General features: G+C 67.2%; 30 protein-coding genes. 28 read left to right on the plus strand and 2 right to left on the minus strand.

Annotated elements, in window-relative coordinates:
• Positions 1 to 9 precede the first annotated feature (9 nt).
• From G7Y54_RS00610 to G7Y54_RS00620, 3 genes are all read left to right on the plus strand, one after another.
• Positions 10 to 687: an acyltransferase gene (locus G7Y54_RS00610; protein WP_165075485.1), complete on the plus strand. Its 678-nt coding sequence runs from the start codon at positions 10 to 12 to the stop codon at positions 685 to 687.
• Complete coding sequence (locus G7Y54_RS00615) at positions 680 to 3,751, plus strand: DEAD/DEAH box helicase (protein WP_165075489.1); 3,072 nt, start codon at positions 680 to 682, stop codon at positions 3,749 to 3,751. Before G7Y54_RS00610 ends, G7Y54_RS00615 begins: the two co-directional genes overlap by 8 nt.
• A 183-nt stretch (positions 3,752 to 3,934) precedes the next feature.
• A complete protein-coding gene (locus G7Y54_RS00620; protein WP_165075493.1) occupies positions 3,935 to 4,321 on the plus strand; it encodes a DUF805 domain-containing protein in 387 nt (128 codons plus the stop codon).
• 14 nt (positions 4,322 to 4,335) lie between these two features.
• Here G7Y54_RS00620 and yjgA read toward each other — a convergent pair whose 3' ends face one another.
• Positions 4,336 to 4,887, minus strand: coding sequence for a ribosome biogenesis factor YjgA (gene yjgA / locus G7Y54_RS00625; RefSeq protein WP_165075496.1), 552 nt, complete (start codon positions 4,885 to 4,887; stop codon positions 4,336 to 4,338).
• A gap of 17 nt (positions 4,888 to 4,904) precedes the next feature.
• A complete protein-coding gene (locus tag G7Y54_RS00630; RefSeq protein WP_165075500.1) occupies positions 4,905 to 5,768 on the minus strand; it encodes a 4-hydroxybenzoate octaprenyltransferase in 864 nt (287 codons plus the stop codon).
• A gap of 597 nt (positions 5,769 to 6,365) precedes the next feature.
• Here G7Y54_RS00630 and queF point away from each other — a divergent pair.
• From queF to secY, 25 genes are all read left to right on the plus strand, one after another.
• Entirely contained in the window at positions 6,366 to 6,911 is a 546-nt protein-coding gene (gene queF / locus G7Y54_RS00635; protein WP_165075503.1) for a preQ(1) synthase, read from the plus strand.
• Positions 6,912 to 7,052: 141 nt separating this feature from the next.
• Positions 7,053 to 8,117, plus strand: a complete 1,065-nt coding sequence (locus tag G7Y54_RS00640) for a hypothetical protein (protein ID WP_165075507.1) — start codon at positions 7,053 to 7,055, stop codon at positions 8,115 to 8,117.
• Positions 8,117 to 9,505: a signal recognition particle-docking protein FtsY gene (ftsY, locus tag G7Y54_RS00645; protein WP_165075510.1), complete on the plus strand. Its 1,389-nt coding sequence runs from the start codon at positions 8,117 to 8,119 to the stop codon at positions 9,503 to 9,505. Before G7Y54_RS00640 ends, ftsY begins: the two co-directional genes overlap by 1 nt.
• Before the next feature lie 550 nt (positions 9,506 to 10,055).
• Positions 10,056 to 10,373 (plus strand): 30S ribosomal protein S10, encoded by a 318-nt coding sequence (gene rpsJ, locus G7Y54_RS00650; RefSeq protein WP_006008400.1) that lies wholly within the window; start codon positions 10,056 to 10,058, stop codon positions 10,371 to 10,373.
• Positions 10,374 to 10,385: 12 nt separating this feature from the next.
• Complete coding sequence (gene rplC / locus G7Y54_RS00655; protein WP_165075514.1) at positions 10,386 to 11,015, plus strand: 50S ribosomal protein L3; 630 nt, start codon at positions 10,386 to 10,388, stop codon at positions 11,013 to 11,015.
• Positions 11,016 to 11,024: 9 nt separating this feature from the next.
• Positions 11,025 to 11,654 carry a 50S ribosomal protein L4 gene (rplD, locus tag G7Y54_RS00660; protein ID WP_165075517.1) on the plus strand — a complete coding sequence of 210 codons (630 nt, stop codon included), beginning with the start codon at positions 11,025 to 11,027 and terminating at the stop codon, positions 11,652 to 11,654.
• Between the two features lies 1 nt (position 11,655).
• Positions 11,656 to 11,946 (plus strand): 50S ribosomal protein L23, encoded by a 291-nt coding sequence (gene rplW, locus G7Y54_RS00665; protein WP_165075521.1) that lies wholly within the window; start codon positions 11,656 to 11,658, stop codon positions 11,944 to 11,946.
• Positions 11,947 to 11,948: 2 nt separating this feature from the next.
• Positions 11,949 to 12,797, plus strand: coding sequence for a 50S ribosomal protein L2 (gene rplB / locus G7Y54_RS00670; RefSeq protein ID WP_165075525.1), 849 nt, complete (start codon positions 11,949 to 11,951; stop codon positions 12,795 to 12,797).
• Between the two features lie 9 nt (positions 12,798 to 12,806).
• A complete protein-coding gene (gene rpsS / locus G7Y54_RS00675; protein WP_165075528.1) occupies positions 12,807 to 13,091 on the plus strand; it encodes a 30S ribosomal protein S19 in 285 nt (94 codons plus the stop codon).
• 9 nt (positions 13,092 to 13,100) lie between these two features.
• Positions 13,101 to 13,439: a 50S ribosomal protein L22 gene (rplV, locus tag G7Y54_RS00680; RefSeq protein WP_165075531.1), complete on the plus strand. Its 339-nt coding sequence runs from the start codon at positions 13,101 to 13,103 to the stop codon at positions 13,437 to 13,439.
• Positions 13,440 to 13,442: 3 nt separating this feature from the next.
• Positions 13,443 to 14,084 carry a 30S ribosomal protein S3 gene (rpsC, locus tag G7Y54_RS00685; RefSeq protein WP_165075536.1) on the plus strand — a complete coding sequence of 214 codons (642 nt, stop codon included), beginning with the start codon at positions 13,443 to 13,445 and terminating at the stop codon, positions 14,082 to 14,084.
• Positions 14,084 to 14,497 carry a 50S ribosomal protein L16 gene (rplP, locus tag G7Y54_RS00690; protein ID WP_165075558.1) on the plus strand — a complete coding sequence of 138 codons (414 nt, stop codon included), beginning with the start codon at positions 14,084 to 14,086 and terminating at the stop codon, positions 14,495 to 14,497. The genes rpsC and rplP overlap by 1 nt, the downstream gene beginning before the upstream one ends.
• Positions 14,498 to 14,553: 56 nt before the next feature.
• On the plus strand, positions 14,554 to 14,724 hold the full coding sequence (rpmC, locus tag G7Y54_RS00695; RefSeq protein WP_241159360.1) for a 50S ribosomal protein L29: 171 nt from the start codon (positions 14,554 to 14,556) through the stop codon (positions 14,722 to 14,724).
• A gap of 2 nt (positions 14,725 to 14,726) precedes the next feature.
• On the plus strand, positions 14,727 to 14,990 hold the full coding sequence (rpsQ, locus tag G7Y54_RS00700) for a 30S ribosomal protein S17 (RefSeq protein WP_165075589.1): 264 nt from the start codon (positions 14,727 to 14,729) through the stop codon (positions 14,988 to 14,990).
• Positions 14,991 to 14,999: 9 nt separating this feature from the next.
• On the plus strand, positions 15,000 to 15,368 hold the full coding sequence (gene rplN / locus G7Y54_RS00705; RefSeq protein ID WP_008685833.1) for a 50S ribosomal protein L14: 369 nt from the start codon (positions 15,000 to 15,002) through the stop codon (positions 15,366 to 15,368).
• A 9-nt stretch (positions 15,369 to 15,377) separates the two neighbouring features.
• On the plus strand, positions 15,378 to 15,716 hold the full coding sequence (gene rplX, locus G7Y54_RS00710) for a 50S ribosomal protein L24 (RefSeq protein WP_165075592.1): 339 nt from the start codon (positions 15,378 to 15,380) through the stop codon (positions 15,714 to 15,716).
• Between the two features lie 9 nt (positions 15,717 to 15,725).
• Positions 15,726 to 16,265: a 50S ribosomal protein L5 gene (gene rplE, locus G7Y54_RS00715; RefSeq protein WP_165075595.1), complete on the plus strand. Its 540-nt coding sequence runs from the start codon at positions 15,726 to 15,728 to the stop codon at positions 16,263 to 16,265.
• 9 nt (positions 16,266 to 16,274) lie between these two features.
• Positions 16,275 to 16,460, plus strand: a complete 186-nt coding sequence (locus tag G7Y54_RS00720) for a type Z 30S ribosomal protein S14 (RefSeq protein WP_165075598.1) — start codon at positions 16,275 to 16,277, stop codon at positions 16,458 to 16,460.
• Between the two features lie 103 nt (positions 16,461 to 16,563).
• Positions 16,564 to 16,944: a 30S ribosomal protein S8 gene (gene rpsH / locus G7Y54_RS00725; protein ID WP_165075601.1), complete on the plus strand. Its 381-nt coding sequence runs from the start codon at positions 16,564 to 16,566 to the stop codon at positions 16,942 to 16,944.
• A gap of 10 nt (positions 16,945 to 16,954) precedes the next feature.
• Positions 16,955 to 17,494: a 50S ribosomal protein L6 gene (gene rplF / locus G7Y54_RS00730; protein WP_165075604.1), complete on the plus strand. Its 540-nt coding sequence runs from the start codon at positions 16,955 to 16,957 to the stop codon at positions 17,492 to 17,494.
• Positions 17,495 to 17,503: 9 nt separating this feature from the next.
• Positions 17,504 to 17,863 carry a 50S ribosomal protein L18 gene (gene rplR / locus G7Y54_RS00735; RefSeq protein WP_165075607.1) on the plus strand — a complete coding sequence of 120 codons (360 nt, stop codon included), beginning with the start codon at positions 17,504 to 17,506 and terminating at the stop codon, positions 17,861 to 17,863.
• A gap of 1 nt (position 17,864) precedes the next feature.
• Positions 17,865 to 18,386 carry a 30S ribosomal protein S5 gene (gene rpsE, locus G7Y54_RS00740; protein WP_165075610.1) on the plus strand — a complete coding sequence of 174 codons (522 nt, stop codon included), beginning with the start codon at positions 17,865 to 17,867 and terminating at the stop codon, positions 18,384 to 18,386.
• A gap of 2 nt (positions 18,387 to 18,388) precedes the next feature.
• On the plus strand, positions 18,389 to 18,565 hold the full coding sequence (gene rpmD, locus G7Y54_RS00745; RefSeq protein ID WP_165075613.1) for a 50S ribosomal protein L30: 177 nt from the start codon (positions 18,389 to 18,391) through the stop codon (positions 18,563 to 18,565).
• Between the two features lie 21 nt (positions 18,566 to 18,586).
• Positions 18,587 to 19,096, plus strand: coding sequence for a 50S ribosomal protein L15 (gene rplO / locus G7Y54_RS00750; protein WP_165075616.1), 510 nt, complete (start codon positions 18,587 to 18,589; stop codon positions 19,094 to 19,096).
• Between the two features lie 207 nt (positions 19,097 to 19,303).
• A complete protein-coding gene (gene secY, locus G7Y54_RS00755) occupies positions 19,304 to 20,617 on the plus strand; it encodes a preprotein translocase subunit SecY (protein WP_165075619.1) in 1,314 nt (437 codons plus the stop codon).
• Positions 20,618 to 20,625: the final 8 nt, after the last annotated feature.

The following is a 20,625-nucleotide window of genomic DNA, read 5'->3' on the forward strand; positions in this document are numbered from 1 at the left end:
ATTGCGGCTATGGATATGCTACGCAAAGCGCTTGCGCGCGGCCTCACGCCGGCCAATGTGGCCTCATGGGCGAGCCTCGAGGCCATGCGCGTTTTGGGCGTGGGCTTCGGCACCCTGCGCCTCCGGCTCAAGGCGCGCCTTTTGGGTGTGGCGCTCGGGCGCGGCGTCACGGCGCACGGGCCGGTGGGCCTTTTGCGCTGGCCCGGGGGCAAGATCCGCATCGGCGCCGGCGTGCACCTCATTTCCTCCTGGCGGCGGGCCACGGCGGCCTGCCTCGCCTGGCCGGTGCGGCTGCGCGTTTTCGGGCCCGGGGCCTCCATCGACATCGGCGAGGGCGCGGAATTGAGCGGCACCTCCATCACCGCGCGTTCCACGGCCGTGCGCGTGGGGCGCGGGGTGCTCGTGGCGCCCAATTGCGTCATCGTGGATTCGGATTTCCACGCGCCGTGGCCCCCGGAGGCGCGCGCCACGACGCCCGGCATGGAGCGCGACGCGCCCGTGACCATCGGCGACCACGCGTGGCTCGGCATGCGGTGCATCGTCCTCAAGGGCGTGACCATCGGCGAGGGGGCCATCGTGGGCGCCGGCAGCGTGGTCACGCGGGACATCCCGCCGCGCACGCTGGCCGCGGGCGCGCCGGCGCGCGTCATCCGGCATTTGGGGCCGGAGGAAGGCGCCCATGCCTGAGGAGGGGGGCGCGCCGCCGTTACAGGGCCGCGTGGGCGAATATATCGCGGCCCTGCTCGCCTCGCCCCGGCTCGGGCGGCAGGTGACGTATCATCGCGTCGAAGGCGCCTGCGAGGCGGACTACACGGAGAATCGCCGCCCGTGGCCCGCGGCCGTGGCGCGCCTGCTCGGGGAGCGCGGCATCCGGCTCTATTCCCATCAGGCCCTCGCCACCGACCATATCCGCGCCGGGCATTCCGTGGTGGTGGCCACGCCCACGGCCAGCGGCAAGAGCCTCATCTATAATCTCCCCGTGCTGGAGCGCCACCTGCTCGACCCGGACGCGCGGGCGCTCTATCTCTTCCCGCTCAAGGCGCTGGCGCAGGACCAGCTCGCCGCGCTCAACGGCCTCGCCGCCGCGTGGCCTGAAGACGCGCGCCCCACAGCGGCCCTCTATGACGGCGACACCAGCGACCACTTCCGCCGCAAGATCCGCCGCGACCCGCCCACGGTGCTCATCAGCAACCCGGAAATGCTGCACCTCGCCATGCTGCCGCATCACGAGCAATGGGCCGTCTTCTTCGCCGGCCTCACGCATGTGGTGGTGGACGAGGCCCACACCTACCGGGGCGTCTTCGGGAGCCACATGGCGCAGGTGTTCCGGCGGCTCAACCGCGTGGCCGCGCGCTACGGGGCGAGGCCGACCTATGTGTTCTGCACGGCCACGGTGGGCAACCCGGGCGAGCTCGCGGCCGGGCTCATGGGGGCGGCAGCCGCGGAAGGGGACGACAGCGCCCCGGCGAGCCCGGGGGAGGCCCCGGTGGTCATCACCCGGTCCGGCGCGCCGCGCGGCCCCAGGCACTTTGTCTTTCTCGACCCGGAGCAAAGCCCCTCCACCGCCGCCATCGACCTGCTCAAGGCGGCGCTCGCCCGCAATTTGCGCACCATCGTCTATTGCCGCTCGCGGCGCATGACCGAGCTCGTCAGCCTGTGGGCCGGCTCGCAGGCCGGGGCGTACAAGGATCGCATCTCCTCCTACCGCGCGGGCTTCCTGCCCGAGGAGCGCCGGGCCATCGAGGCGCGCATGGCCTCGGGCGAACTGCTGGCCGTGGTCAGCACGAGCGCGCTGGAACTGGGCATCGACATCGGCGGCCTCGATGTCTGCATCCTCGTGGGCTATCCGGGCACGGTCATGCAGACCCTGCAGCGCGGCGGCCGCGTGGGCCGGGCGCGGCAGGAATCGGCGGTCATCCTCGTGGCCGGGGAGGACGCGCTCGACCAGTATTTCGTGCGCAATCCCGAGGATTTTTTCAGCCGGCCGCCCGAGCGCGCCGTGGTCAACCCCGACAACGAGGTCATCGTGGCGCGGCACCTCGAGTGCGCCGCGGCCGAGATCCCCCTCACCGCCGCCGACCCGTGGCTCAACCAGCCCGGCGGCCTCAGGGCGCTCGCGGCCTTGCGCGACCAGGGGCTGCTGCTCCAGTCCGCGGACGGGGGCCAGTGGCTCGCCGCGCGCAAGAGGCCGCAGCGCCATGTGGACCTGCGCGGCGCCGGGCAGGCCATGGTCATCGAGGATACCGGGGGCGCGGTCATCGGCACGGTGGACGGCTTCCGCGCCTGGCGCGAGACGCATCCCGGCGCCGTCTACCTGCACCGGGGCCGCAGCTATGTGGTGAAAGAGCTGGACGCGGGCCGCGGGCGCATCCTCGTGGAGCCGGCGCGGCCATCGTGGTTCACGCGCTCGCGCGGCCAGAAGAGCACGGACATCCTGGAGGAGACCGGCCGGCGCGCCTTCGGCCGCGCGCTCGTCTGCCGCGGGCGCCTCAGGATCACCGAGCGCATCACCGGCTATGAAAAACGCGCGGCCAACGGCAACCGCCTGCTCACCGTGGTGCCGCTGGACGTGCCGCCGCAGGTCTTCGAGACCGAGGGCTTCTGGTATGTCATCCCCGAGCCTGTGCGCACCTCGCTGGAGGCGCGCTTCCTGCACTTCATGGGCTCCATCCACGCGCTGGAGCATGCGGCCATCGGGCTTTTGCCGCTGCTTGTCATGGCCGACCGCAACGATTTCGGCGGCATCTCCATCCCGCTGCATCCGCAACTGGGCCACGCGGCCGTCTTTATTTATGACGGCCTGCCCGGAGGGGCCGGGCTCACGCGCGAGGCCTTTGGCGACGCGGGCGCCCTGCTTGCGGCCGTGCGCCGCGCCATCGCCGCCTGCCCCTGCCTGGACGGCTGCCCCTCCTGCGTGCATTCCCCCAAGTGCGGTTCGGGCAACCGCCCCATCAGCAAGGAGGGCGCGCTCGCCCTGCTGGAGGAACTGCTGGCGCCCGGCGACGAGGGGGAAAAGCTGGCGGAAAGGCTGCGCATGACCCCGGCGCCGGACAGGCTGGCGCCGGAGTTCGTTTTGCCCTCACGGGAGCCGGAGGCGCCGGCAAGGGGCGACGCCCTGCGGGTGGAGCTGCCCGGCACTCACGCCCCAAGATCGCCGGCGGCGTCCATGCCTACGGGCCTTGCGCCGCCCGAACACTATGTGGTGGTTGACGTGGAGACGCGGCGCTCCGCCGCCGAGGTGGGCGGCTGGGGCCTTGCGCGCAAGATGGGCGTGAGCGTGGCCGTGCTCTATGACAGCCGCGATGATGCCTACCACGCCTTCCGCCAGGAGGAGCTCGCGGGCCTCTTCGAGCGGCTTTCCGGCGCCGCGCTGGTGGTGGGCTTCAACAGCGTGCGCTTCGACTATGCGGTGCTGGCGCCCTTTGCGCCGGCCTCCCTCCCCCATGGCGCGGACCTGCGCGCCCTGCCGAGCCTCGACTTGCTCCTGCGCATCCACGAGCGCCTGGGCTACCGCGTTTCGCTGGGCAATCTCGGCGAGGCCACCCTGGGCGAGCCCAAGAGCGCGGACGGCCTCCAGGCCCTCAAGTGGTGGAAGGAAGGACGCCTCGAGGACATCGCGGCCTATTGCCGCAAGGATGTGGAGCTCACGCGGCGCCTCTATCTTTTCGGGCTGGAAAACGGGTACGTGCTCTTCAGCAACAAGGCGGGGCAGAGGGCGCGCGTGCCCGTGGACTTCAGGCCGCGCGGCTGAGGTGGGGCATCCGCCCGCACGGGCGCCCGGTGGCGGCGGAGCGTTATGCGGACCGTGTCCCGCCACCTTGCCAGCCGCGCAAAGGCTTCTTAATGTAAGAGGAGTACGGCCGGGCGCCGTCCTGCGCCCCACGCGGGACGAAAGCAGAAAGTCCGGCGGCGGGCATTTACAAGGAGGCCAGCCATGACTGTGCGCGATGTCCTTTCCACCTGCATCTTCCGCAAGTACGCCAAGGGCGCCGGGCGCGCGTCGCGCGGCGAATTCTTCGTCTATTTCGCCTTCTATTTCCTCTTCTGCACGCTCTGGAGCCTGGGCATTCTGGGCCTCATCCGCACGGCCGGCGACATCAATTTGCTCGATTTCGTCCTGAGTTACGTGCCCTTTATCTTCCTGCCGCCCATGCTGGCCGTGAGCGTGCGCCGGCTGCACGATTCCGGCCGCTCGGGCTGGTTCGTGCTCCTGCTCTTCGTGCCGCTCATCAATCTCTTCTGCATGGCGCTGCTCTGCCTGCCGGGCACGCCGGGGCCCAACCGCTACGGCCCGCAACCCGAGGGCGTGCGCCTCGGCTGAGGCTTGGCGCGGGCCTAATCCCCTCCGGCCAGCGCGGCGGCGAGCGCGCGGAAGAGCACGCGCGCGGCGCGCGGCGAGGTGTCGCCCCGGGCGCGGGCGGCTCTCGCGGCCTCCACGGCGCGGAGAAGTTCCGCCTCCGCCTCGGGGGAAGCCGGGGCCGCGCCTTGCCTGAATTCCTCCAGCAGCGCCGGCACCCCGGCGGCCGGCGCGTCCAGGAGGCGCGCCCGCCAGTCTTCGGCCGCGTGGAAGCGCGCCACCTCGGCGGCGTCCCGCGCCTGGCGGCCGGCCATGGCCCGGCGCAGCGGCTCCTCGTCCACATCGCGCATGAGGCGCCCGATATACTGCTCCTGCCGGCGCCGGCCCTCACGGTCGGTGAGGCGGTCGAGCAGGTCCATGGCCTCGGCGAGCTCGGGCGTGAGCGGAAGATTCGCGCGCTCGGCGGCGGTGAGGCGCGCGATCTCGAGGCCCAGGGCTTGGCGGGCGTGGCTGCCCCGCTTGTTGGCGGAGCGGCTGGGCTTTTCCGGGCGGTCGCCGTCCGGCTGGGGGGAGGAACGCTTGCGCGGCATGGGGCCTCCTTTGCGGTTCAGAAACAGAGCCCGAGGATGACGCCGACGAGCACCACCGGCGAGATGATGCCGTTGAGCGTGAAAAAGGCCATGTTGATGTGCGTGAGGTCATCGGGCTGCACCAGCCTGTGCTCCCACACGAGCAGGGCCCCGATGCCGGCGCATATGGCGTACCACGGCCAGCCGAGCCCGGCAGCGAGGCCCGTGAGCGCGAGAAAGATGACCGTCATGACATGCGAGAAGCCGGCCAGCGCCAGGGCCGTCCTGGGCCCGAAGCGGGCGGGGATGGAGTGGAGCCCCTGGGCGAGGTCGCAGTCGAGGTCCTGGAAGGCGTAATAGATGTCAAAGGCGCCCACCCAGAAGGTCACGGCGAAAAAGAGCAGCACCGGCGCGAGGCTCATGCTTGAAGGGTCCACGGCGATCCAGCCGGCCAGCGGCGCGAGGCCCAGGGTGGCGCCGAGCCAGTAATGGCAGAGCGGCGACACGCGCTTCAAGAGGCTGTAGGCCCCGGCGAAGAGCAGGGCCGGCACGGAGAGCCAGAGGCACAGGGAGTTCATGGCGGCGCAGGCGGCGATGAAGATGGCGGCCATGACGGCGCAGAAGGCCCGGGCCTGCCCCATGCTGATGGCGCCGGTGACGAGCGGGCGCCCCTTGGTGCGCGGGTTTTCGGCGTCGATGGCAACGTCCGCGATGCGGTTGAAGGTCATGGCGTAGGAGCGCACGGCCACCATGGCCACTGTGAGCAGCAGGAGGGCGCGCCACGGCGGCAGGCCGCGCGCGGCCAGCACGGCCCCGGCCCAGGCATAGGGCAGGGCGAAGATGGAATGCTCGATCTTGATCATCCGGCAGATGTCGCCGAAATGGCCGAAACTGATGCGCATGGCTCGCTCCGCGGAAAGGCCGGCCCCGCGCCCGGCATTGGACGCGGCGACCGGAATGGCGTAGAACGGCTATCATAACGCGGCGGGCGACTGCTTACAAGCTGGCAGGGGTGGAGAGCGGGTTGGAGTATTTTACGGCAAGGGCTGCTTCCACGTTCCGTCTGGAGCGAAGCGGAAGACGGGTGCTGCGACCGGATGGCGGCGCGAAGCGCCGTGCCCGTTGGCGAGCAAAGCGAGCCTTACGGGCATCGACAGCAGCGATGGTGCCGGAAGAATCCTAAAAATAAGATTTTTAGGTTCCGGCAAGGAAGAAAAATAATTTCCGAAGGGAGTGTACTTAAGTACTCGACCGAGGAAATTTTTTTCTGACGCTGCCGGAACCTAAGCGCTAGCCGTTGGCGAGCTTGCGAGCCTTACGGATAGCGACAGTGGCATCGTTGGCTGGCTGTTGCGGTAACTAGTTGCTGTCTCCATCCGTAGCTTCCTTCGTCGCAACGGCTGGAGCAAGGCTGTTTTTGACGGATAATTTCGGCGTTACCCACGCCGCACAGCAAGACCACCCACGCGAAAGCATCACAAAGCCAAAAAGGAACATCCATGCCCCACCATGACCGGCCCGCCCCGGAATCACTGTCCACCGACACGCCCAAGCCCCGCCGTGACGACGTGAGCGGGCTGCACCTGCTCGGGGGCGGCTCACTGCCCTCGGTGAGCGGTGGCCCCAGCGCCGCCCTGCTGGAGGCCTTCCCCAACCGCTATCCCTACCGGCCCTATGTGGTCAGCATCGCCTTTCCCGAGTTCACCTCGCTTTGCCCGGTGACCGGCCAGCCGGACTTCGGCACCATCAGCGTGGAATACGTGCCGGACGCCCTGTGCGTGGAGTCCAAGAGCTTCAAGCTCTACATGTTCGCGTTCCGTAACCATCAGTCCTTCATGGAGAGCATCACCAACACCGTCCTTGAAGACCTCGTGGCCGTGCTCGCCCCGGCCTGGTGCCGGGTGAAGGGGCTCTTCGTGCCGCGCGGGGGCACGCGCATCCATGTTTTCGCCGAGGAGTTCAAGCCCCTTCCGCCGGAGAAGGGCGCCGCCGTGCGCGCCGTGGTGGCCGCGTGGCGCGCCGAGCAGGACCCGCACCGGCCCTGACACTGGGCGCGGTGGCAGCGGCCGGCGCAAAGGCTTGCGCGCCGCGCCCGGCTAAGGCATAGTCAGGGGCGCCCGGCACAGGGCCACGCGGAAAAGCCCGCGGGGCGCCCTGCCGGCCAGCGGAGCCACACCGGAACACATATGCCCACGCCCAGGAACTCCTCACCGCATGCGCCGCGCATCTCGCGCACGGCCAGGCGCGGCGCCGCCCTCCTTGTCTGGGGCGCGGGCATCGCGCTGCTCTTCGTGCTCGGCCTGTGGAACCTGGAGAGCAGCCGCCGCGACGCGGAAAACCGCCTCAGCGCCGAGGCCGGCCGCATGGCCGCGCAGCTCGCCACCCTGCTGGCGCTGCCCGCGTGGGACCTGGACGAGATCACCGCGCGCACCATCGTCATGGGCGCCATGGAGGACGAACGCCTCTACGCCATCAAGGTGGAGACGCGACAGGGCATGCTCGAGGGCCAGCGCCGCAACTATCTCTGGGAGCCGGTGCCCTGGGACGACGAACTCTCCGAGGATTGCGTCCAGGGCATGAACCCCCTCAAGGTGGAGGGCCAGACCGTGGGCTCGGTGGAGGTATGGCTCTCCCCGCGCCTCATGGGCGAGGAGGAGGCGCAGCTCCTCGCGCGGGAGCGCTGGCGCTTCGGCATCGCGGCCGGCATCTGGACGCTGGCGCTTGTGCTCCTGCTCTGGCTGTGGGGCGACCTCGCGGCCCTCAGGCGCCTCATCGGGCGCATCGGCAGCCCCCCGGGCGGTGCGGACGGCCCTGACGCCAAGGCGCCCCCGGAACCCGTGGTGCTCGGCCTCGCGCCCCGCGCTCCCGAAGAGGGCGGGGAGGAGGCTGCGGCCGCAGTGGCGCCTCCCGTGGACCGCGACTTGGGGCGGCGCTTCCAGCGCAAGAATCCTGACACCTGGCGCGTGACCGCCGGCCTGTTCCGCCAGACCTTCGCCCGCGCGCCCCAGCTCATGCAGCGCCTCTATGCGGACGGCGAGACCGCCGGCCTCTGCCATCTCGGCCGCATGCTGGAGCAGGCCGCGCCCTGCCTCGGCGCTGCGCGCCTCACCGAGGCCGCCCGCCAGATGCAGGCGGCGCTCAACGACCCGGACTGCGAAACGCGCGCCCTGCCCGTGGAGGAATGCGCGCGGGCTCTGGAAGAAGTGCTGGCGGCGCTGGAGGGCGCCCGCAAGGGACAAGGGGGCCAGTAATGGGTTTTTTCTCCAAGGTACGCCGCCTCTTTTCCGGTTCGGACAAGGCCGCTGAGACTCCAGAAGTCCCGCTTGCCGCCGAGGGCGCGGCCCCGCAGCCCGCGGACGCCGCCTCGCACGCATCCGCCCCTGTGGAAGGAGCGACGCCTGCGGCAAGTGGCACTGCCGGCGACGACGCCCTTGTGCTCCGCCTGCGCGAGGCCGAGCCCCGGCTCTCGGCGTGGCTCGCCGTCATCCTCGACGGCGTGGACAGCGCCGGGGACGAGCTCTGGCGCAGGCTCGGCGTCCTGCTGGGCGCGCTGGAGACGCCGCCCGCCGAGGCCGAGACTTTTATCTCCGAGTTCCGCTCCTGGCTCGAGCGCATGGAATACCGCCATGTGGAGGAATTCCGCTCCGAGCTCCAGTACCGCCTCGCCCTCGCCCTCGACCTCGAGGACGAGGAGGACGAGCGCAACCGCCTCTTCGTCAAGCTCACCGAGGGGCTTGCGCGCACGCGCGAGCAGTTCGTCCGCCGGCTGGACGGCCTTTTCGCCAGCCACGGCGAGCTCAATGACGCCTTCTGGGAGGAGCTGGAGGAGCTCTTCATCACCGCCGACCTCGGCTTCGAGACCTCGCTCGAAATGGTCTCGCGCATCAGGGAGCGCGCCCGGCGAGAAAAGGTCACGGATACGGCCGGGGTGCGGCCGTTGCTCCTCGCCGAGCTGGAGGAGCTTTTCCGCCAGCCGCGCCGCATCGCCGCGGTGAACGCGCCGGAAGTGGTGCTCATGGTGGGCGTCAACGGCGTGGGCAAGACCACCACCATCGGCAAGCTGGCGCACCGCGCGCGCATGCAGGGCAAGAAGGTGCTCATCGCCGCGGCCGACACCTTCCGCGCGGCGGCCGTGGAACAGCTCGAGACCTGGGCCAAGCGCGCGGGCGCCGAGTTCCACTCCGGCGCGCAGGGCGCGGACCCGGCCTCGGTGGCCTGGCAGGCCATGGACCGCGCCGTGAAGGAGGGCTTCGACATGCTCTTCGTGGACACGGCGGGGCGCCTCCAGACCAAGGTCAACCTCATGGAGGAGCTTGGCAAGATCCGGCAGGTGCTGGGCAAGAAGCACCCGGGCGCGCCGCACCGCTGCGTCCTCGTGCTGGACGCCACCACCGGGCAGAACGCGCTCTCGCAGGCGCATTTATTTAAGGAAGCCGCCGGCGCGGACGAGCTCATCCTGACCAAGCTGGACGGCACGGCCAAGGGCGGCGTGGCCATCGCCGTGGCCCTGCGCGAGGGGCTCCCCATCACCTATGTGGGGCTTGGCGAGAAGATGGAAGACCTCAGGCCCTTTGACGGCGACGCCTTTGCCCGCGCGCTTCTGGGCGAGCCCGAGGCGGAAGGCGGGCCCGCAAAGTGAGGGGCGGCGGGAAAATTTTTTGAAATTTCTTGACGGCCGGGGGAGTATCCGCTACAACCTCTCCCGTCCCACAATTGTGAGACGATCCCTGGACGGCAGGGAAGGGCAGGTCGAGCCTGTCCTGCTGCGCCCGGGCGGTGCGGAATACGCCGCGCGCCGGGCTTTGACATTCGCAGGCGTTGCCAGATGCCGCATAATGTCGAGCCGTTCCAGCCCAGTGACGGAGCCAGTGCGAGTTTCGCGCCGCAAGGCGCGCCGCGCGACCGGGGCTGTAAGGAAAGGGGGAGCTCCCCCGTTTGGCGACCCTGCGGGTCCCGCCAGTCACCGCCTCGCGGTGGCATGACCGGGCCGCGTCAGGGGCTTCCCGCGAATTTCGCGTGGCTGTGACGTGCGCCCGGCGTTCGTTTTCTCCCACGCAGCCGGTCATCCCGGAGTTTTTCGCAGGAAGCGCCCCCTTCGTCAGGGGTGTCGTGGCTTGCCGGCCGCACATGCGGCCGCGCCGGGTTTCCGCCTTCGGGCGCCCGGTTTTTTTGCAAATGGAGTAGGCATAATGACGACTGTCAGCAGCGATCGCATCCGGATCAAGCTCAAGGCCTACGATTACCGCATCCTCGACAAGGCCGTTGCGGAAATCGTGGACACGGCGCGCAATACCGGCGCGGGCGTGGCCGGGCCCATTCCCCTGCCCACCAATATCCACAAGTACACCATCCAGCGGTCGGTGCATGTGGACAAGAAGTCCCGCGAGCAGTTCGAGATGCGCATCCACAAGCGCCTCATGGATATTCTGGAACCCACACAGCAGACCGTCGATGCGCTCGGCAAGCTCTCCTTGCCCGCTGGCGTGGATGTGGAAATCAAGCTCTAGCGAGAGGCAGCCATGGCTGAGAAACTAGGAATCCTGGGTCGCAAGCTGGGCATGACCCGCATCTTCGCCGGGGACGGCGCGGCCGTCGCCGTCACGGTCATCGAGGCCGGCCCGTGCCCCGTCACCCAGGTCAAGTCTGAAGCGAAGGACGGCTACAACGCCCTCCAGATCGCCTTTGAGAAGTCCAAGGCCAAGCATGTGACCAAGCCCATGCAGGGCCATTTCGCCAAGGCCGACGCCGGCCTGTTCCGCAAGACCCATGAGCTGCGCCTTCAGGGCGCGCCCGAGCACAAGCTCGGCGACGAGCTCACCGTCGAGATGTTCGCCCCGGGCGATGTGGTCAAGGTGACGGGCAAGAGCCTCGGCAAGGGCTATCAGGGCCGCATGCGCCGCTGGAACTTCGCCGGCTCCAAGGATACGCACGGCTGCGAAAAGGTGCATCGCAACAACGGCTCCATCGGCAACAACACCTTCCCCGGCCATGTGTTCAAGGGCCGCAAGATGGCCGGCCACTGGGGCGATGAAACCGTGACCGAGCTGGGCCTCCAGGTGGTCGGCGTGCGCCCCGAGGACAATGTCATCCTCGTCAAGGGTTCCGTGCCCGGCCCCAAGAACGGCCTCGTGCTGGTCCGCAAGCAGTAGGGGAGCGACATGGCTACCGTGAAAGTATATGACCAGAACAAGCAGGAGTGCGGCGAAGTGACGCTGGCCCCTGAAGTGTTCGAGATCGAGCCCCGGCCGGAGATCCTCCACTTCGTGGTGCGCGGGCAGCTCGCCGCGAAGCGCGCGGGCACCCACATGGCCAAGACCCGCGCCTATGTCTCCGGCGGCGGCGTCAAGCCCTGGAAGCAGAAGGGCACGGGCCGCGCCCGCGCCGGCTCCAACCGCTCGCCCGTGTGGCGCGGCGGCGCCATCGTGTTCGGGCCCACGCCCCGCGACTACAGCTTCAAGGTCAACCGCAAGGTCCGCGAGCTCGCGCTGCGCATGGCGCTCTCGAGCCGCCTGGCCGACAAGGGCCTGATGGTGGTGAAAGGCATCGAGATCGCCGAGCCCAAGACCAAGCTCTTCGCGGGCGTCGCCAAGACCCTCGGGCTTGGGAAGGCGCTCATCGTGGCCCCCGAAGTCAATGAAACCCTGATCCGCTCCTCGCGCAACATTCCCGGCATCAACTTCACCACGCCAGACCAGCTGAGCGTGCTGGAGATCCTGCGGCACAAGCAGCTTGTGCTCATGGAAGGGGCCGTGGAGCCGGTCGAGGCGCGTTTTGCCAAGGGAGAGTAAGATGGACCTGACCACTGTTCTCCTCAAGCCCCTGCTCACGGAAAAAACGACCATGCTCAAGGACGAGGCCAACCAGGTGGCCTTCTACGTCCATCCGCAGGCGAGCAAGATCGAGATCGAGAAGGCCGTGGAAAAGGCCTTCGACGTGCATGTCACGGCGGTCAACATCGTGCGCCGGGCGCCCCGCAACAGGAAGCGCCAGGGCCGCGTCATCGGCCGCAAGCCCGGCTGGAAGAAGGCGTATGTGACGCTGGCCGAGGGCGATAAAATCGAGTTCTTCGAGGGGGTGTAGCCATGGCTGTCCGCAAGCTGAAACCGACCTCTGCGGGCCGCCGCTTCCAGACGGTTTCCGATTTTGAGGAAATCACGAGGACCACGCCCGAGAAGTCGCTCACCGAGGGGCTGCCCAAGAAGGCCGGCCGCAACAACAACGGCCGCGTCACCAGCCGCCGCCGGGGTGGGGGCGTGAAGCGCCTCTACCGCATCATCGACTTCAAGCGCAACAAGATCGGCATTCCGGCCACTGTCGCCGAGATCGAGTATGACCCCAACCGCACGGCGCGCATCGCGCTTCTGCATTACGCCGACGGCGAGAAGCGCTATATCCTCGCGCCTGTGGGCCTCAAGCAGGGCGATGTGGTCATGAGCGGCGTGGACAGCCGCACGGGCCAGGTGGCGGACATCAAGCCGGGCAACGCCCTTGAGATGGCCCGCATCCCCGTGGGCACGGTGCTCCACAATATCGAGCTCTCGCCCGGGCGCGGCGGCCAGCTCTGCCGCTCGGCCGGCACCTATGCCCAGCTCGTCGCCAAGGAAGGCAAGTACGCCCTTTTGCGCCTGCCCTCGGGCGAAGTGCGCCGGGTGCTCGCCTCCTGCATCGCCACGGTGGGCCAGGTGGGCAATATCTCGCACGAGAACATTTCGCTGGGCAAGGCCGGGCGCAACCGCTGGCTCGGGCGCCGCCCGCAGGTGCGCGGCGTGGCCATGAACCCCATCGACCATCCGCTCGGCGGCGGCGAGGGCAGGAGCTCCGGCGGCCGGCATCCCGTGTCCCCGTGGGGCATGCCCGCCAAGGGTTACAAGACCCGCGACAAGAAGAAGCCCTCCTCGCGGCTCATCGTCAAGCGCCGCGGCCAGAAGTAGGAGTAGACCATGCCCAGATCTTTGAAGAAAGGGCCGTTCGTCGACGGCCACCTGCTCAAGAAGGTCGACACCGCGGTGGCCAACAACGACCGCCGCGTGCTCAAGACCTGGTCGCGCCGCTCGACCATCCTGCCCGAAATGGTGGGGCTGACCTTCGCGGTGCACAACGGCAAGAAGTTCGTGCCTGTCTTCGTCACCGAAAACATGGTCGGCCACAAGCTGGGCGAGTTCTCGCCCACGCGCACCTTCCACGGCCATGCCGCCGACAAGAAAGCCAAGGCCGGCAAGAAGTAGGGTAGGGATATGGAATCGAGAGCCATTGCGAAATACCAGCGCGTCTCGCCGCGCAAGGCCCGCCTGGTCGCGCGGAACGTCCAGGGCCTCGGGGTGGAGGAGGCCATGAACCTCCTGCGCTTCACGCCCAACAAGCCCGCGGGCATCATCTACGGCGTGGTCAAGAGCGCCCTTGCCAATGCCTCCCAGCTCGGGGGCGTGGATGTGGACGCCATGGTGGTGAAGGAAGTGCTGGTCAACGAAGGCCCCACCTGGAAGCGCTTCATGCCCCGCGCCCAGGGCCGCGCCAGCAAGATCCACAAGCGCACGAGCCACATCACCGTCATACTCCAAGAAGGCAAGGAATAGGCTATGGGCCAGAAAGTACATCCGTTCGGCTTCCGGCTTGGGTACAACAAGAACTGGCAGTCCCGCTGGTTCAGCAAGAAGGAATACCCGGCCTTCGTCCAGGAGGACCACAAGATCCGCGCCTTCGTGAAGAAGCTCCTCTACCATGCGGGGCTCTCCAAGATCGAGATCGAGCGCGCGGGCGGCAAGGTGCGCCTCATCCTTTCCACGGCCAGGCCTGGCATCGTCATCGGCCGCAAGGGCGTGGAGATCGAGAAGCTGCGCACTGACCTTCGCCAGAAGTTCGGCCGCGAGTTCTCCCTGGAAGTCAACGAGATCCGCCGCCCCGAGATCGACGCGCAGCTCGTGGCCGAGAACATCGCCCAGCAGCTGGAGCGCCGCGTGGCCTTCCGCCGCGCCATGAAGCGCACGGTCTCCATGGCCCGCAAGTTCGGCGCCGAGGGCATCAAGGTCACGTGCTCCGGGCGCCTTGCCGGGGCCGAGATTGCCCGCACCGAATGGTACCGCGACGGCCGCGTGCCCTTGCAGACGCTGCGCGCCGACATTGACTTCGGCTTTGCCGAGGCGCACACCACCTATGGCATCATCGGCGTCAAGGTGTGGGTCTACAAGGGTGAAATCCTTGACAAAGAGGTTGAACAATAATGCTTGCGCCCAAGAAAGTTAAATTCCGCAAGTGGCAGAAAGGCCGCTTGCGCGGCCTGGCGACGCGCGGCGCCTCCATCGCGTTCGGCGATATCGGCCTCAAGGCCATCCAGCACGGGCATCTTTCCAGCCAGCAGATCGAGGCCGCCCGTATCGCCATGATGCGCCACATCAAGCGCGGCGGCAAGGTCTGGATCCGCGTGTTCCCCGACCGCCCGGTGACGGCCAAGCCCCTCGAGACCCGCCAGGGCTCGGGCAAGGGCGCGCCCGTGGGTTGGTGCGCCCCGGTGAAGCCCGGCCGCGTGCTCTACGAGATCAAGGGCGTGAGCCTTGACCTCGCCCGCGAGGCGCTCACCCGCGCCGCGCACAAGCTGCCCATCAAGACCATCATCGTGGTAAGGGAGGGCATGTAATGGCTGCCAAGAAGAAAGGCGACAAGGAAGTCCGCGACGTGGCCGCCCTGCGCGCCATGGATGTTGCCGAACTGCGCGAGAAGCTGGCCGACGAGCGCGAGGAGCTCATGCGCACGCGCTTCCGCCATGCCGCCGCGGCCCTTGAAAAGACCTCCGAGCTCAAGGCCCGCCGCCGTCAGGTGGCGCGCATCGCCACCATCTTGAACGAAAAGGAACAGAGGGCCTGAACATGGAAGCTCTGGAACACCGCAAGGGCAGGACCATGACCGGCATCGTGGTGAGCGACAAGAACGACAAGACCATCGTCGTGCGCGTCGAGACCCTGGTGAAGCATCCCCTGCTCAAGAAGTATGTGCGCCGCCGCAAGAAGTTCACGGCGCATGACCCCATGAACGAATGCGGCGTGGGCGACAAGGTGCGGATCGTCGAGTATCGGCCCATGTCGCGCAACAAGCGCTGGCATCTCGTCAACATCCTCGAAAAAGCCGTGTAGGACAACGCCATGATCCAGGTAGAATCCACGCTCCAGGTCGCCGACAATTCGGGCGCCAAGAAGGTCGCCTGCATCAAGGTGCTGGGGGGGTCGCACCGCCGTTACGCCTCGGTGGGCGACATCATCATGGTCTCCGTCAAGGAGGCCATGCCCCACAGCAAGGTGAAGAAGGGCGACGTGATGAAGGCGGTCATCGTGCGCACGGCCAAGGAAGTGCGCCGCATGGATGGCAGCTACATCAAGTTCGACGGCAATGCCGCCGTTTTGCTCTCCAACCAGGGCGAGCCCGTGGGCACGCGCATTTTCGGCCCCGTGGCCCGCGAGCTGCGCGCCCAGAATTTCATGAAGATCATTTCCCTTGCGCCGGAAGTGCTCTAGGAGACCGCCATGAATATGTTTCGCATCCGCAAGGGCGACAATGTGATGGTGATCACCGGCAAGGACGCCGACAAGGACGTGCCGCGCAAGGTGCTCAAGATTTTGCGCAAGCATGGCAAGGTCCTTGTGGAAAAGGTCAACCTCGTCAAGCGGCACATGCGCGCCAACCCCTATGCCCAGCAGCCCGGCGGCATCGTGGAAAAGGAAATGCCCATCGCCATCTCCAATGTCATGGTGGTGTGCCCGGCCTGCCACAAGCCCACCCGCATCGGCTATCGCCGCATCGAGGTGGAGGGCAAGGAAAAGAAAGTGCGCTTCTGCAAGAAGTGCAACGAAGTCATGGAATAAGGTGAAACGATGACACGCCTTGAAAAGATATATCAGGAGAAGGTGGTCCCGGAGCTGCAAAAGGAGTTCAATTACACCTCCCCCATGCAGCTTCCCGGGATCGAGAAGATCTCCCTGAACATCGGCCTTGGCGCCGCCACGCAGAACAACAAGCTCATGGAGGAGGCCGTCAACGAGCTCTCCGCCATCGCGGGCCAGAAGGCCGTGATCACGCGCGCCAAGAAGTCCATCGCCGCCTTCAAGCTCCGCGAGGGCATGCCCATCGGCGCCCGCGTCACCCTGCGCAAGGACCGCATGTGGGACTTCCTCGACAAGCTCATGAACTTTGCCCTGCCCCGGGTGCGCGACTTCCGCGGCATCCCCGACCGCGGCTTTGACGGGCGCGGCAACTTCACGCTCGGCGTCAAGGAGCACACCATCTTCCCCGAGCTCGAGATCGACCGCGTTGAAAACCCCAAGGGCATGAACATCACCATCGTCACCTCGGCCAACACCGACAAGGAGGGCAAGTTCCTCCTCGACAAGCTTGGCATGCCCTTCCGCAAATAGGAGAACGCCATGTCCCGTACTTCGCTGGAAGTGAAGGCCCGGCGCAAGCCCAAGTTCAGCGCCCGCGCCTATAACCGTTGCCCGCTCTGCGGCCGCCCGCGCGCCTTCATGCGCCCGTTCGGCGTCTGCCGCATCTGCTTCCGCAACCTGGCCCTCAAGGGCGAACTCCCCGGGGTGCGCAAGTCCAGCTGGTAAGCCGGCTGGCGAGCCTTTCCGGGCGGGAGCTTTCGCGTTTCGCCCCGCGGGAAGTGGCGGCATGGGGCCGCGAACCCCGCGGACACAACCTCAGGAGCTTTCGATGCTGACAGATCCCATTGCGGATATGCTGACGCGCATCCGCAACGCACATTTGGCCCTGCACAAGGAAGTGAATGTGCCGCGCTCGAAGATGAAGGAGGCCCTCGCCGCCATCCTCAAGCAGGAAGGTTACGTCGAAGATGTGGCCGTGGACGGCGACGTCATCACCATTACCCTCAAGTACCAGAAGGGGCGCCCCGTCATCACGGGCCTGAAGCGCGTGAGCACGCCTGGCCGGCGTGTCTATGTGAACTCGCGCCAGATTCCCAGGGTGCAGAACGGCCTCGGCATTTGCATTCTCTCCACGTCCAGCGGTGTCATGGACGGCGCTACCGCCCAGGAAAAGAAGGTGGGCGGCGAACTTCTGTGCGAAATCTGGTAGGCGGTGTCATATGTCTCGCATAGGCAAATTGCCCGTTCCCGTCCCGGCCGGCGTTGAGGTCAAGATCGGGACGGATGTTGTGGAAGTGAAGGGGCCCAAGGGCACGCTCTCGACGCCCGTCTCCCCGCTGCTCAACTATGAGCTTTCTGACGGCCACGTCACCCTGACGCGCCGCGAAGAAACGCGCGAAAGCCGCGCCCAGCACGGCCTTCGCCGCACCCTGCTCGCCAACTGCATCGAGGGCGTGACCAAGGGCTTTTCCAAGGCGCTGGAGGTCATCGGCGTGGGCTACCGCGTTGCCGTCAAGGGTAATGTGGTGGAGCTTGCCGTGGGCTACTCGCATCCTGTCATCGTGGATCTCCCCGACGGCATCAAGGCCGCGGTCGAGGGGCAGGTGCTCACCCTTTCCGGGGTGGACAAGGAGCTTGTGGGCGAGACTGCCGCCCGCATCCGCCGCATCCGCAAGCCCGAACCCTACAAGGGCAAGGGCATCAAGTACGTGACCGAGACCATCCGCCGCAAGGTGGGCAAGTCCGGCGGCAAGAAGTAGGGGCTCTCTATGAACGTAAGCAAGAACGAATCCCGGCAGCGCCGCAAGATCCGCATCCGCAAAAAGGTGCGCGGCACGGCGGAACGCCCCCGGCTTGTGGTCTTCCGGTCGAACATGCATATCTACGCCCAGATCGTGAACGACCTCGAAGGCGCGACCCTTGTCTCCGCTTCCACGCTCGCCCTCTCCAAGAGCGAGCCTGGCCTGCACTGCAACAAGGAGGGCGCCGAGCGCGTGGGCAAGGAGATCGCCCGCCTGGCCAAGGAAAAGAATATCAGCAAGGTGGTATTCGATCGCAACGGCTACATTTATCACGGCCGCATCAAGGCCGTGGCCGACGGCGCCCGCGAAGGCGGCCTGGAGTTCTGATATGCGTCAGGAAAACTCGAGCAACAGCGATGCCCAGCAGAACGAGCTGGGCGAAATCGAAAAGATCGTCTCCCTCAACCGCGTGGCCAAGGTGGTCAAGGGCGGCCGGCGTTTCAGCTTCAGCGCCCTCGTGGTCGTGGGCGACGGCAAGGGCGGCGTGGGCTACGGCCTCGGCAAGGCCCAGGAAGTGCCCGAGGCCCTGCGCAAGGCCACGGAGCGCGCCCGCAAGAACCGCGTGCGCATCCCCCTGCTGGAGGGCACCTTGCCCTATGAGGTGCTGGGCCGCTTCGGCGCCGGGCGCGTCATGCTGAAGCCCGCAAGCGAGGGCACCGGCATCATCGCCGGCGGCGCCGTGCGCGCGGTCATGGAGGCCGTGGGGGTGCGCGACGTGCTCGCCAAGGCCATCGGCACCAACAATCCCCACAATGTGCTGCGCGCCACCATGCAGGGCCTCGAAGCCCTGCGCAGCGCCGCCGAGGTCTCCGACCTGCGCGGCATGAAGCTCGAAGCCCCGAGGAAGTGACCATGGCCGAAATCAAAGTCAAGCTTGTGCGCTCGCGCATCGGCACCACGCCCCACCAGCGCAGGATGTTGGACGCCCTTGGCCTGAAGCGCATGCAGATGGTCAAGACGTTCAAGGACACCCCGGCCATCCGGGGCATCATCGCCAAGGTTCCGCATCTTGTGGCCGTCGTGGACTAGCGGTCGCGCGAGGAGAAGACTATGCAACTGCACGATCTCTATCCCTTTCCTGAAGAGCGCAAACAGCGCCGCAGGGTGGGCCGCGGCCAGGGCTCCGGCCTCGGCGGCACTTCCGGCCGCGGGCACAAGGGCCAGAACGCCCGCTCCGGCGGCGGCGTGCGCCCCGGCTTTGAAGGCGGCCAGATGCCGCTCCAGCGCAGGCTCCCCAAGCACGGCTTCAAGAACGCCCTGTTCAAGATCCGCTACGATGTGGTGAACCTTGACACGCTGGCCGAGGCCTTCCCGGGCAAGACGGACATCACGCTGGAAGACATCTATGCGCGCCGGCTCGTCAAGGGCGGCTCCCTCGTCAAGGTGCTCTCCCGCGGCGACATCACCGCGCCCATGAACATCGAGGCCCACCGCTTCAGCCGCGCCGCCGTGGAGAAGATCCAGAAGGCCGGGGGCAAGGTGAACGAGCTTCTTGTGGAAGTGCTCACCGAGGCCCCGGAAGTGGTGGAAGAAGTTACGGAAGAAGTTGAAGCGAAATAGCCAGGGCTTCGGGATCTGACGCGCAAGGCTGCGGCATCACGGCCCCCGGAGGGCTGTGATGCGCTTGCGCGTCTTGTCCCATCTGGCGCGGCGCAGCTGGGCAGTTCGGCTGTCCCGGGCCGCGGCGCCCGCGGCTTTTGCTCACAGTAAAGCACATCCGCTCCACGCGCGCCCCTGCGGGGCGGCGCAAACGAGAACGAGTCTTGCATGGCAACGGGAACGGCAAATACGATGGCGGGCCAGCCGGCCCTGGCGAAACGCCTGGGCTGGACCTTCCTCATCCTGTGCTGCTACCGGATCGGCGTCCATGTGCCGATCCCGGGCGTGAACGCATCCGCCCTGGCTTCCTTCTTCGACAGCATGGCCGGAACGCTGTTCAGCCTTTTCGACATGTTCTCCGGCGGCGGCCTGTCCAACGTCTCCGTGTTCGCGCTCGGCGTCATGCCGTACATCTCGGCGTCCATCATCATGCAGCTCTTGCAGGTGGTCAGCCCGGACATCAAGCGCATGGCCCGCGAGGAGGGCCAGGCCGGCCGGCGCAAGATAACGCAGTACACCCGTTACCTCACGGTGCTCATCACCCTGGTGCAGGGCCTCGGCATCGCCGTGGGCCTCGAGAACATGACGAGCCCGGCCGGCACGCCGGTGGTGCTCCATCCCGGCTGGGAATTCCGCATCGTCACCATGATCACCTTCACTGCGGGCTCGGTGCTCGTCATGTGGCTCGGCGAGCAGATCACCGAGCGCGGCATCGGCAACGGCATCTCGCTCATCATCTTCTGCGGCATCGTGGTCGGCATCCCGCGCGGCATCATCCAGTCCTTCGCGCTCATCGAGGCCGGCGACATGAGCATCTTCATGGCCATTGTCATCCTCGTGTTCATGGCCGCGGTGACGGTGTGCATCGTCTTTGTGGAGCGCGCGCAGCGGCGCATCCCCATCAGCTACGCCAAGCGACAGGTGGGCCGCAAGATGTTCGGCGGCCAGAGCTCGCACCTGCCGCTCAGGCTCAATACCGCCGGTGTCATCCCGCCCATCTTCGCCTCGTCGCTTTTGCTCTTCCCGGCCACGGTGGGCCAGTTCTCCGGCAATGAGTATGTGCGCCGCGCGGCCGAGTTCTTCTCGCCCAACGGGCTCATGTACAATGCGCTCTATGTGGCGCTGATGTTCTTCTTCTGCTACTTCTACACGGCCATCATCTTCGACCCCAAGGAAATGGCCGAGAACCTGAAGAAGGCCGGCGGCTTCATCCCCGGCATCCGGCCCGGCGAAAAGACCGCGGAATATATCGACAACGTGCTCTCAAGGCTCACGCTCTCGGGCGCGGTGTATATCTCGCTCGTGTGCCTCATGCCCATGCTGCTTATCCGCAACTTCAACGTGCCGTTCTATTTCGGGGGCACGAGCCTGCTTATTCTGGTGGGCGTCGCCATGGACTTCATGAACCAGGTGGAATCCCACATGATCTCCAGCCAGTACCAGGGCCTGATGCAAAAGGCCCGCAGGAGCGGCCGGGCCTAGGGCCGGCG

The organism is Desulfovibrio sp. ZJ746, assembly GCF_011039155.1.
Taxonomy (GTDB): domain Bacteria; phylum Desulfobacterota; class Desulfovibrionia; order Desulfovibrionales; family Desulfovibrionaceae; genus Desulfovibrio.

Coding starts and splice junctions, on each gene's coding strand:
- G7Y54_RS00610 (WP_165075485.1), top strand. CDS start 10: ATGGATATGCTACGCAAAGCGCTTGCGCGCGGCCTCACGCCGGCCAAT.
- G7Y54_RS00615 (WP_165075489.1), top strand. CDS start 680: ATGCCTGAGGAGGGGGGCGCGCCGCCGTTACAGGGCCGCGTGGGCGAA.
- G7Y54_RS00620 (WP_165075493.1), top strand. CDS start 3,935: ATGACTGTGCGCGATGTCCTTTCCACCTGCATCTTCCGCAAGTACGCC.
- yjgA (WP_165075496.1), bottom strand. CDS start 4,887: ATGCCGCGCAAGCGTTCCTCCCCCCAGCCGGACGGCGACCGCCCGGAA.
- G7Y54_RS00630 (WP_165075500.1), bottom strand. CDS start 5,768: ATGCGCATCAGTTTCGGCCATTTCGGCGACATCTGCCGGATGATCAAG.
- queF (WP_165075503.1), top strand. CDS start 6,366: ATGCCCCACCATGACCGGCCCGCCCCGGAATCACTGTCCACCGACACG.
- G7Y54_RS00640 (WP_165075507.1), top strand. CDS start 7,053: ATGCCCACGCCCAGGAACTCCTCACCGCATGCGCCGCGCATCTCGCGC.
- ftsY (WP_165075510.1), top strand. CDS start 8,117: ATGGGTTTTTTCTCCAAGGTACGCCGCCTCTTTTCCGGTTCGGACAAG.
- rpsJ (WP_006008400.1), top strand. CDS start 10,056: ATGACGACTGTCAGCAGCGATCGCATCCGGATCAAGCTCAAGGCCTAC.
- rplC (WP_165075514.1), top strand. CDS start 10,386: ATGGCTGAGAAACTAGGAATCCTGGGTCGCAAGCTGGGCATGACCCGC.
- rplD (WP_165075517.1), top strand. CDS start 11,025: ATGGCTACCGTGAAAGTATATGACCAGAACAAGCAGGAGTGCGGCGAA.
- rplW (WP_165075521.1), top strand. CDS start 11,656: ATGGACCTGACCACTGTTCTCCTCAAGCCCCTGCTCACGGAAAAAACG.
- rplB (WP_165075525.1), top strand. CDS start 11,949: ATGGCTGTCCGCAAGCTGAAACCGACCTCTGCGGGCCGCCGCTTCCAG.
- rpsS (WP_165075528.1), top strand. CDS start 12,807: ATGCCCAGATCTTTGAAGAAAGGGCCGTTCGTCGACGGCCACCTGCTC.
- rplV (WP_165075531.1), top strand. CDS start 13,101: ATGGAATCGAGAGCCATTGCGAAATACCAGCGCGTCTCGCCGCGCAAG.
- rpsC (WP_165075536.1), top strand. CDS start 13,443: ATGGGCCAGAAAGTACATCCGTTCGGCTTCCGGCTTGGGTACAACAAG.
- rplP (WP_165075558.1), top strand. CDS start 14,084: ATGCTTGCGCCCAAGAAAGTTAAATTCCGCAAGTGGCAGAAAGGCCGC.
- rpmC (WP_241159360.1), top strand. CDS start 14,554: ATGGATGTTGCCGAACTGCGCGAGAAGCTGGCCGACGAGCGCGAGGAG.
- rpsQ (WP_165075589.1), top strand. CDS start 14,727: ATGGAAGCTCTGGAACACCGCAAGGGCAGGACCATGACCGGCATCGTG.
- rplN (WP_008685833.1), top strand. CDS start 15,000: ATGATCCAGGTAGAATCCACGCTCCAGGTCGCCGACAATTCGGGCGCC.
- rplX (WP_165075592.1), top strand. CDS start 15,378: ATGAATATGTTTCGCATCCGCAAGGGCGACAATGTGATGGTGATCACC.
- rplE (WP_165075595.1), top strand. CDS start 15,726: ATGACACGCCTTGAAAAGATATATCAGGAGAAGGTGGTCCCGGAGCTG.
- G7Y54_RS00720 (WP_165075598.1), top strand. CDS start 16,275: ATGTCCCGTACTTCGCTGGAAGTGAAGGCCCGGCGCAAGCCCAAGTTC.
- rpsH (WP_165075601.1), top strand. CDS start 16,564: ATGCTGACAGATCCCATTGCGGATATGCTGACGCGCATCCGCAACGCA.
- rplF (WP_165075604.1), top strand. CDS start 16,955: ATGTCTCGCATAGGCAAATTGCCCGTTCCCGTCCCGGCCGGCGTTGAG.
- rplR (WP_165075607.1), top strand. CDS start 17,504: ATGAACGTAAGCAAGAACGAATCCCGGCAGCGCCGCAAGATCCGCATC.
- rpsE (WP_165075610.1), top strand. CDS start 17,865: ATGCGTCAGGAAAACTCGAGCAACAGCGATGCCCAGCAGAACGAGCTG.
- rpmD (WP_165075613.1), top strand. CDS start 18,389: ATGGCCGAAATCAAAGTCAAGCTTGTGCGCTCGCGCATCGGCACCACG.
- rplO (WP_165075616.1), top strand. CDS start 18,587: ATGCAACTGCACGATCTCTATCCCTTTCCTGAAGAGCGCAAACAGCGC.
- secY (WP_165075619.1), top strand. CDS start 19,304: ATGGCAACGGGAACGGCAAATACGATGGCGGGCCAGCCGGCCCTGGCG.